The sequence below is a fragment of the uncultured Porticoccus sp. genome (assembly GCF_963975625.1).
Classification (GTDB): domain Bacteria; phylum Pseudomonadota; class Gammaproteobacteria; order Pseudomonadales; family Porticoccaceae; genus Porticoccus.
In genome coordinates, this window is record NZ_CAXBHS010000009.1 from 129,201 (window position 1) to 138,329 (window position 9,129).

Below are 9,129 nucleotides of genomic sequence, written 5' to 3' on the forward strand. Positions count from 1 at the left end.
AATCAGTGAATGGCACAGTAACTGTTAAGCCATGGATACACCCAATCAGGCTGCCATTTTGTTATTTACGGGACTTCGTTCATAAAAACGACGGGATAAGCCGGCGTCAAAACCAATAACGGCGCGCCTGCTTACGCTGAGCCGTCATGGAAAATTCGCCGCTGGCTTGCCAACGGAAGATGAGCGCACCCTGCTCTGCGGTATTCCACACCGTTGAGCCCTGCATCAGATAGCGTTGCACCACCGACTCGGCAGGATGCCCAAAATGGTGTCGATAGGCCGCGGAAAATACCACCTGTTGCGGCCTGATCACCGCCAGGAACTGTTTCGAAGATGAGGTTTTACTGCCGTGGTGAGGTGCTATCAGCAGGGCAAACTGTTTTTTATCGGCCGCCATCTGCTGTAATTGTGGCAGCAATCGATGCTCCACGGATGCATCGATATCGCCGGGCAACAGTATCACCTGATCGAGATAGCTGATCGCCAGCACACAGGAATGATTATTGTTGTTTTTTTGCCGTGAATCGGCGGGATGGAGGATGCGGAACTCTACGTCGTCCCACCTCCAGAACTGCCCTGCACGGCACTGCTCAGATGCAGGAACTGTCTCTTCAACGGCAGGACTGCCGACCAGCCACATGGTCGGGCTGTAGTGGCGCAGCAATCCGGCAACACCACCGGCGTGATCGTTATCACTGTGACTGACCACCAGCGCATCCAGCCCGGTCACTCCCTGCCTCCGCAGAAACGGCGCGACCAAGGCACTGCCTGCATCGTAACCCCCGGCATAACCCGGCCCCGTGTCATAGACCAGTGTGTGCCGCCTGGTCTGAACCACTATCGACAATCCCTGACCCACATCGAGAACCGTGACAGTCAAAGGCACCTGACGACCTGTCGGTAGATAAAACAGTGCAACCGCCAGGGGAATCGCCAGATAGCGACCGGGAATGCCTCTGGGCAACAAAACAAGCCCCGCAATACAGCTCATCAGAAATAATGACAGGCCAGTCAGAGGCCATGGCGAATAAAGTGGCAACCACGCTGGGACCGTGAGCTCGCCTGTCAGGAGGACAAACCATTCCAACTGCTTTCCCGCCAACCACCACAGCCATTCAGCCACACCCGGGCTGATGGGGATAATCACCACACCCAGCAGGCAGAGCGGCACAACCAGAAAACTGACCCAGGGAATAGCCACGCTGTTGACCAATGGCGAGAACCAGGCCACCGGTAGCTGCCAGAAGGCCAACGGCAAAATCAACAGGAGGAACATCAGCCACTGCACCCGAAAAAACAGCCGCCATTTCGGGACATGATTCACAGCCGGAACCAGCCACAACAATCCCGCTACCGCACCGAACGATAACCAAAAACCTGCACCCATGATGGCCAGAGGGTCGATTAGCGCGACACCGACCAGTGCCAGGCCAAATATCATGGCCCTGCCAACGTAACGATTTGCCAAAAGTGCAACCAGTGCGGCCATCACCATAATCAATGCACGCTGGGTTGGCAGACTGAACCCGGCCAGCGCACTGTAGGAAAGCGCAAAAACGAGGGAAAAGACGGCCCCCGTGTAACGGGCATTGACCGGTTGACAGATCAGGGTGAAACACTTGGCCAGCAACGAACCGGTGCCGTAGCCCATCGCCGCCACGAAACCGATGTGCAGACCAGAAACCACCAGCAGATGGATTACGCCCAGCAATGAGAGGCGGTACCAAAGATCCTTTGATATGTGTGATCGATCACCAATCGTCAATGCCGACATCAGTGCCTGTGCGTCGTCGTTGACATGGCTCTCGGCAATCTTTTGTTGCAACTGATAACGCAGTCGGTCAAGAGACCAGCGCTGCTCAAGCAACCGGTTCTGCGGGGATGTCCTGACATACCCCGTGGCTGAAAAACCCTGTTGAATCAACCATGCCTGATAATCAAAACCACCGGGATTGACATAACCCCTGGGACGCCGCAAGCGGACCTGTAACTGCCAGACTTGCCCGGGCTGTAGCGATGCCTGATCGCCATACCAGCTGAGCCGGAGTTTCTGTAACTTGAGATTGGTGGAGGCTTCATCCAGGCGAAGATTAAACTGCACCCGACGCCCATCGCGCACCGGGATCCCGTAAACTTCGCCAATCACAGTGAAATCCGTGGCGATGAACTCATCGGGCAGCTGATGCCCCAATGTGTCATAGCCCCAAAGACATCCATACACCATACCCAATAACAGGAAACTGGGCGGCGCCCAGAACCGACGCAGCAGAAAACCAGCCGGCACAAACAGCAAAATCACCCAAAGGGGCGGTAGCTGAGACCAGAAAGCGACGCTGAAGATACCAGTGGCAAACAGGTAGGGAGATAACATTCGGGACATCCTTGTCGCCAGCCACCTTGCGGGTAGCAGAATATTTGCCCAGTATAGTTACCCACTGAACCATTGCCAGCACTCCCCTTACCGGTGATCCTTGACAGATTTGGGTTCAGGCTGGTGTTTCGCCAGTCAGTCTGGGATTGATGGGCGGATAACAAAAAATAGCGGAAACTAATCTACTAACCATTTTTGGCACAAATCATGGGTAAACACGACAAGCCGGTTAAAGTGGGCCTGGTACTGTCCGGCGGGGGAGCAAGGGCTGCCTATCATGTCGGTGTTCTAAAGGCGGTCGCCGAGACCTTGCCGAAAGACGTCAAAAATCCCTTTCCGATTATCTGTGGCACCTCCGCCGGTGCTATCAATACTCTGGCAATTGCCGGCCGGGCAGGACCCTTCAGCCTCAGAATCAAAAAACTGGAAGCCATCTGGCACCAACTGGATGCGGCCAAGGTTTATCGCACGGACCTTTTTGGCGTGCTTAAAAACAGCTTTCACATGTTGGCGTCTTTTTTTCACAGTGGCTACGCCCTGGGAAAACCAAAAGCACTACTGGACAATACCCCGTTGCGGGAGTTACTGGATAACTATGTCCGGTTTCGCCATATCCGGGAAGCCATTAACAGTGGGGAGCTCGACGCTGTCAGCATTACAGCCATGAGTTATAGCACTGGCAAATCGGTAACCTTTTTTGAAGGTTCAGACGTTCATGAGTCCTGGGCTGTTTCCCGACAACTGGGTCTGCGCACAGAACTGTCGATTGACCACCTCATGGCTTCCTCGGCCATTCCTTTCCTGTTCCCGGCGATTCAAATCAAAGACCAGTTTTTTGGTGATGGTGCTGTCAGGCAACTCAAACCGCTCAGTCCCGCATTGAACCTCGGTGCAGACAAGGTGTTTGTTATCGGTGTCAGTGATTCACCCAACGGCAAAAATCGACCGCCACCCATTAATCACTCACCTTCCATCGCCCAGATCGTTGGACACATGCTTAGTAGCGCTTTTATCGACAGTATAGAAAGCGATTTGGAAACATTGAAAAATATCAATCGTCTCTCAGAACATCTATCTGAAAGCGAGCGGGAAAAACACGGCCTGACTGATCTGAAACCGGTAAAATTTCTGGCGATTCTGCCATCCCAGCCCATCGACAAGATTGCCTGCGATTTTCTGGATGAATTACCAGGCAGTATTCGTATGTTTCTTCGGCTCACCGGCGCCACCGCCAGGGGAGGTGGTGTCAATACAGCCAGCTACCTACTCTTTTCAAAAGGCTTCTGCCGCAAGCTTCTGGAGTTGGGCTATCAGGACGGTTTGGCGCAACGGCAGGAAATTCTGCGGTTTTTCGAGGACGAATGATAGCCAGTGAAGATTGTCAATATCACGAACGGTAATCATTGCTTTGAAACTTACAGCTTGTAAGATATGTCCAACGTAAGAATTCAGCATCAGGAGGCTCAAAAAGCCATGGCATACGAAAAATCAGTTAGTTCGACAACAACACTCGACCCCTCAGTCGTCAAGGTTCTGCGCAATACTTACGCGCTTCTGGCCATGACACTGGCATTTAGCGCCGTCATGTGTGGCGTGGCAATGGCGGTCAATGCACCCTATATGGGGCTGTGGACACTGTTGCCGTTCTTTATCTGTCTGTGGATGGTTGAAAAGAACAAAAACAGTTCTGCCGGACTGATTTGGGTTTTTGCCCTGACAGGATGGATGGGCTTTACATTAGGACCCATTATCAGCTTTTATCTGGCAACCTCAGGTACCGAGCCGGTAATAACCGCGCTCGGCGGGACCGCATTGATCTTCCTTGCCTGTTCCGGTTACGTATTGGTAACCCGTAAGGAACTGTCCTTTATGGGCGGTTTCCTGATGGTCGGCATTTTGATGGCTTTCGTTGCCGCCATCGCCAATTTTTTTCTGCAGATTCAAGGGCTGGCCTTGGCCCTGTCGTGTATTTTTCTGCTGATTTCTTCCGGAGTCATCATGTGGCAGACCAGTGCCATTATTCATGGTGGTGAACGCAACTACATATCAGCCACAGTTACACTCTATGTGATGATTTATAACGTATTTACCAGCCTTCTGCACCTGCTTGGCATGAGTAACGATTGATCTCAGGTGACTGAGGCCACGACACGCAACCATCTAACAAAACTTCCTGCCTGGTCTAAAAACCGGGCCAGGCAGGAAGCTGCCAAAACTGAAATACAACTGACCGATGCTCACCTTGAAGTGATTCTTCTGGCACGACAATTCTATGCCACCTACGGCTTTTCGCCGTCCATGCGACCCCTGATAAAATTCATGGCCGAGTATCTGGAAATAGGGAAAGCACGAAGCATATACCTGATGCAGCTATTCCCGCCAAGTCCGGCTAAACAAGTCGCCAGACTGGCCGGCTTGCCACCTCCAAAAAACTGCCTGTAACACTTACCAGTAAACTATGGAGCATTCATCATGACACTAGCCAAAGAACACTGCGAAGCCTGTAGAGCTGATGCCCCCAGGGTTGACGATGCACAAATAGACTCTCTGATGGAACAGATCCCCGGCTGGGCTGTGCTGGATAGAGACGGGATCAAACAACTTGAAAAGAGCTTCCACTTCAGCAACTTTCGGCAAGCGCTCACCTTTGCCAATCACGTTGGTGAGTTGGCCGAAAAAGTTCAGCACCACCCTGCTATCCTGCTCGAGTGGGGCAAGGTGACGGTTACCTGGTGGAGCCACAAGATCCGCGGACTGCACCGCAACGATTTTATCCTCGCGGCCAAAACCAGCGAGCTGGAGACGACTGGCTCACCAGATACAGAGTAGCCCCCCGAGTAAAATAAACGGGAGACTACATCCACGATGGCTCTGGGCGCCCTGCATGAGTCCCGGGTTTCTTCAGATCAGCTGACGATTATCCCGGTTCAAGAAGTCGCTCATCAGGGTGCCCATTTCGCAAAACGCTGCACACCGTTTTCAGCGCTGATCAGCAACCCATTGGACGAATCCTCGCTGCCAGCGTTTTCCAATCCGGGGTGCCGCTCGATAACACCCATCAATATTGAACGTTGCCCAGACGTTACATCCACATAAAGAATGTGCTTACCCGCTGCCAGGGCCTTCTGAAAACGCTTGAAGCGGGAGTTCGGCTGTTGAATGCCCCACATACCACCTTCCCAGGTAATCAAGCCCATAACTACAAATGCCAGCATGACAAATGGGATCCAGCCTATTGACGCAGTGGCGCCGGAGAAAACGGCAAAGGACATCACCAGAACAGCGCTAAGAAAACCGAATACACCAGCGACTGCTGTTGCTCGAATCACATCTTTACGAAACAGCGGAGCAACGTCATTCAGGTGATGGTGTGCCAATCCGTCATCATCGAGGCTCAAAACATGGATTTGCGGCCTAGTCATGCCATGGTCTTCCAGCTCACGCTCAATAAGGCTCAAATCATCCAGCTCATCACTGATAAAGTAATAGCGTCTCATACATTCTCCTCCACATGAGCAAAAAATTATCCAGCCACCCAAGTCGTTTACTGCAACAGGCTCATTGGGGTTAGCTGCTATCTGTAGTATAGGCAGGAATCCTTTTACTACGATCGGGAGAAGAGAATAATTAATATCAAAAAGCTATAACATGCCCAAGAATGAGCCACCATTTTCATCTAAAGGAAGCCGTATGCAAGCCTGGATGATTACCGAAAAATTTTTCAACAATGATCTAGGCTTACGCTAATGAAGTGTCGCAGCGCCATGCAAACTTTTCATTCCACCTGGATGGAAGAAAGTAAGAGGAGATAAAAAGGCCTTCTCTTCAATTTGGGCCACTATCCTCCCTATTTTTATCAAAAATTTTGTACAATACCCTTAAGTACTGGGCCGCCTGCAGCCCAAAAACCCATAACTTCAATCTGTTTTTCCTGCTGAAAAGCCGTACCTTTTTGGAGCTGAATGTTTTACATTAAGTTGACACAATTTGATTAGCCGCAGTAGTCGAGGTAACAATGAACTATCAGGGGGGCCCAATGGCTTTTTCCCAACTTCTTCAGGACTGGGAGAAACGATCAGCCGAAAATGCTGATCTACTGCCCACGTCAATCAGCGTACACGAATCAGACCAGATTAAACTTCAGGCTCTTTCCGAAATGTACCAACTGCCCGCCAACGAGATAGCGGCGCATTTGCTGAGCGTTGCACTGGAAACACTGGAAGCTGAAATGCCTTATATACCCGGCTCCAAGGTTATCCGTGTTGAAGAGGGTAGCGAGGTGTATGAAGATGCCGGCCCAATGCCGCGCTACCTGGAAGCACAGCGTCGATTGAGAGATGCGAACAAGAAGTAAACAGGCAATACTCTCTCTTGCCGGGCCAGCCGTATCGCATTGACTGTTCACCTCACTCTTTAATGGATAAGCCTCTTTAAGGGGCTGCTTTAGTATCCAGCTTAATCTCCCCTGATGGTGAGGTAATCCGTGCAAACCATTAATCCCGATAATTACCAGCAGCAACTTGACGAAAAGCTCAAGGAGCTACATACCACCTTCCGAGATATCCCTCTTCCTGAAAAAATAGAAGTCTATCCATCAGAGCCACTGCACTTTCGGATGCGTGCCGAATTTCGTATCTGGCACGAAAACGGCCTGGCACATTTTGCCATGAATGAGCCTGGTCAGAAAACGCCCTATATCATCACGGAGTTTCCGATTGGCTCTGTATTGATCAATCGTCTCATGACGGCCTTGGCTATAGAAATCAACGCTTCTTCGATATTGAGCAGGCGTTTATTTTCAGTGGAATTTTTAACCACGTTGAGTGGCGATGCGCTGATCACACTGCTCTATCACAGGAAACTGGATGACGAGTGGCAGTCGGCCGCAGAGGCACTACAACAACGTATCGGCGTGGCGATCATCGGCAGAAGCCGTAAACAGAAAATTATCCTTGAGCGGGACTATGTCCTGGAAAGATTACACGTCGATAACAAATATTATCAATATCAGCAGATTGAAGGCGGCTTTACCCAACCCAATGCCAACATTAATCAGAACATGCTGGCCTGGTCACTGGACAAGACCAGCGACTGTAGTGGTGACCTCCTGGAGCTGTACTGTGGTAACGGTAATTTTACCTGTGTCCTGGCACAAAATTTTAATCGTGTGCTGGCAACAGAGATCTCTAAAATCTCAGTGCGATCGGCAACCGCCAATCTATACAGCAACAGCATTGATAATGTCACCATTGTAAGAATGTCCAGCGAGGACTTCTGTCAGGCCCTGGATGGTGTTCGCCCGTTTCGCAGATTGCAGCATATCGACCTGGACAGCTATAGTTTCAGCACCCTCTTTCTGGACCCACCAAGGGCCGGGCTGGATGACCTGACGCTTCAACTGGCCATGAAGTTCGACAACATTCTCTATATCTCCTGCAACCCACTAACTCTGAGAGAAAACCTGAAAGTCATCGGCAACAGCCATCGAATTGAACATTTTGCGGTTTTTGATCAATTTCCCTATACCCATCATCTCGAATGTGGGGTTTTACTAAAGAAGGCCAGTTTGTAGTGCGCAGAAACAATCAGCGGAAATCAAAAACCCATGTTGGCAAGCCCTGTTGCGCTTAACGGCTAAAGTTGTTTGAATCTCTCGATTCTGCACAAGACATTCGCCAGAGTATAAGCATTACCCGACTCTCTCTACTCTAAGGAACCTATAAATGAAATACTGTCTGCTCGCACTAGGGCTCTTAATCACTCCACTTCTCTATGCCTCACCCGATAAAATCGCTGAAAACTGCTCTGAATGGATAGACGTCCGCAAGCAGAATAACCACAGTCCGTCACTCAACTGGTTACAGGGTTTTGTGGCAGGTTATAACGAATACAAATATGCAGGAAAACACCCTCAGGGGGTATTGGGCACAAACAAGGGTAGCGAGGTGGCTGAATGGATGGACAACTACTGCCAGAAAAATATCAACAGCAACCCGAGAGCGGCGATCGAATCAATCATCGAAACGCGTCAACATGTCAAGAAAGGGTGTCCTGTCAGGAAGCAAAGTGGACGACCCTGTATACCCGCCAAGGAAGTAAAACAGCCTGAGCTCAACCAGTAAAACTGGAGCGGTGACGCTTGGCGATGACAAGTCATGCGATTGGTAGCGGCTGAGACTAAAGATACGCTACCAGAAATAGCTAAAAAGAGAGGTACCAAAAAAGCGATAAAAAAAGCAGGTCTGTTTTGGTACCGGAATTAACCGGTTGTGCGCCAGAACAGACCTGCTATTTTTAATTATTGTTGATTGTTCAACCAGATGGAGTGCTCAACACTGCCTTCCACCATGCCTTCAGGCAGAATCTTTTCCTTGGGAAGAGGTACCGCTTCTTCAGCAGCTTTCTTTCTTGCTTCTTCATTAGCAATTCTTGCTTCTTCAATTGCTTTTAACTCTTCTTCTTTGGCCTTGGCTTCTGCGGCGGCTTTTTCTTCAGGGGACAAAGCTGCGGCTGCTTCTGCTGCAGCTTGCTCTTCGCTAGTACCGTTATCAGAACCGCCACAAGCAGCCAGACCCAAGATTAATACCGAAATACCAAGTAACTTTACAAAATTCATATCGACTCCCTCTGGGTATTGAAAAAAAACGGGCAAATCTGCCTGAGGATAGGGAGTCTAATGGGCTGCTCAACAAAAATCTAGGCCTAGCCTTGTCCAATATGAAGTGAGTCTGGAGGGCGGGTGTGATTCCAAGATGAAA

The 9,129-nt window shown here is 50.3% G+C and carries 10 protein-coding genes; 7 read left to right on the plus strand and 3 right to left on the minus strand.

The genetic code is table 11. The features are described 5' to 3' along the window. Positions 1 to 106: 106 nt before the first annotated feature. Positions 107 to 2,380: a DNA internalization-related competence protein ComEC/Rec2 gene (locus tag AACZ64_RS09745; protein ID WP_293614196.1), complete on the minus strand. Its 2,274-nt coding sequence runs from the start codon at positions 2,378 to 2,380 to the stop codon at positions 107 to 109. 198 nt (positions 2,381 to 2,578) lie between these two features. On the opposite strand from AACZ64_RS09745, the gene AACZ64_RS09750 reads away from it, so the two are divergent. The 4 genes from AACZ64_RS09750 to AACZ64_RS09765 all read left to right on the plus strand — a co-directional run bounded on the left by AACZ64_RS09750 (position 2,579) and on the right by AACZ64_RS09765 (position 5,200). Further along, entirely contained in the window at positions 2,579 to 3,736 is a 1,158-nt protein-coding gene (locus AACZ64_RS09750) for a patatin-like phospholipase family protein (protein WP_293614195.1), read from the plus strand. 108 nt (positions 3,737 to 3,844) lie between these two features. Beyond that, positions 3,845 to 4,498 carry a Bax inhibitor-1/YccA family protein gene (locus AACZ64_RS09755; protein ID WP_293614372.1) on the plus strand — a complete coding sequence of 218 codons (654 nt, stop codon included), beginning with the start codon at positions 3,845 to 3,847 and terminating at the stop codon, positions 4,496 to 4,498. Between the two features lie 6 nt (positions 4,499 to 4,504). After that, the gene (locus AACZ64_RS09760) at positions 4,505 to 4,813 is read left to right on the plus strand and encodes a TusE/DsrC/DsvC family sulfur relay protein (RefSeq protein ID WP_293614194.1); all 309 of its coding nucleotides are present in this window, start codon (positions 4,505 to 4,507) and stop codon (positions 4,811 to 4,813) included. Between the two features lie 27 nt (positions 4,814 to 4,840). Continuing rightward, on the plus strand, positions 4,841 to 5,200 hold the full coding sequence (locus AACZ64_RS09765) for a 4a-hydroxytetrahydrobiopterin dehydratase (protein WP_293614371.1): 360 nt from the start codon (positions 4,841 to 4,843) through the stop codon (positions 5,198 to 5,200). 113 nt (positions 5,201 to 5,313) lie between these two features. On the opposite strand, the gene AACZ64_RS09770 is transcribed toward AACZ64_RS09765, so the two are convergent. Beyond that, complete coding sequence (locus tag AACZ64_RS09770; protein WP_293614193.1) at positions 5,314 to 5,868, minus strand: NAD/FAD-utilizing enzyme; 555 nt, start codon at positions 5,866 to 5,868, stop codon at positions 5,314 to 5,316. Between the two features lie 539 nt (positions 5,869 to 6,407). Between AACZ64_RS09770 and AACZ64_RS09775 the strand changes: the two genes are divergently transcribed. From AACZ64_RS09775 to AACZ64_RS09785, 3 genes are all read left to right on the plus strand, one after another. Then, positions 6,408 to 6,725, plus strand: coding sequence for a hypothetical protein (locus AACZ64_RS09775; RefSeq protein ID WP_293614192.1), 318 nt, complete (start codon positions 6,408 to 6,410; stop codon positions 6,723 to 6,725). Positions 6,726 to 6,854: 129 nt separating this feature from the next. Further along, complete coding sequence (gene trmA / locus AACZ64_RS09780; RefSeq protein WP_293614191.1) at positions 6,855 to 7,943, plus strand: tRNA (uridine(54)-C5)-methyltransferase TrmA; 1,089 nt, start codon at positions 6,855 to 6,857, stop codon at positions 7,941 to 7,943. Between the two features lie 151 nt (positions 7,944 to 8,094). After that, positions 8,095 to 8,493, plus strand: a complete 399-nt coding sequence (locus tag AACZ64_RS09785; RefSeq protein ID WP_293614190.1) for a hypothetical protein — start codon at positions 8,095 to 8,097, stop codon at positions 8,491 to 8,493. 176 nt (positions 8,494 to 8,669) lie between these two features. Here the strand turns inward: AACZ64_RS09785 and AACZ64_RS09790 are convergent, their stop codons facing one another. Next, positions 8,670 to 8,987: a hypothetical protein gene (locus tag AACZ64_RS09790; RefSeq protein WP_293614189.1), complete on the minus strand. Its 318-nt coding sequence runs from the start codon at positions 8,985 to 8,987 to the stop codon at positions 8,670 to 8,672. Positions 8,988 to 9,129 lie beyond the last annotated feature (142 nt).

Bases quoted from the DNA above. Each gene is read 5' to 3' on its own strand.
- AACZ64_RS09745 (WP_293614196.1), bottom strand. From the start codon at position 2,380: ATGTCCCGAATGTTATCTCCCTACCTGTTTGCCACTGGTATCTTCAGC.
- AACZ64_RS09750 (WP_293614195.1), top strand. From the start codon at position 2,579: ATGGGTAAACACGACAAGCCGGTTAAAGTGGGCCTGGTACTGTCCGGC.
- AACZ64_RS09755 (WP_293614372.1), top strand. From the start codon at position 3,845: ATGGCATACGAAAAATCAGTTAGTTCGACAACAACACTCGACCCCTCA.
- AACZ64_RS09770 (WP_293614193.1), bottom strand. From the start codon at position 5,868: ATGAGACGCTATTACTTTATCAGTGATGAGCTGGATGATTTGAGCCTT.
- AACZ64_RS09775 (WP_293614192.1), top strand. From the start codon at position 6,408: ATGGCTTTTTCCCAACTTCTTCAGGACTGGGAGAAACGATCAGCCGAA.
- AACZ64_RS09785 (WP_293614190.1), top strand. From the start codon at position 8,095: ATGAAATACTGTCTGCTCGCACTAGGGCTCTTAATCACTCCACTTCTC.
- AACZ64_RS09790 (WP_293614189.1), bottom strand. From the start codon at position 8,987: ATGAATTTTGTAAAGTTACTTGGTATTTCGGTATTAATCTTGGGTCTG.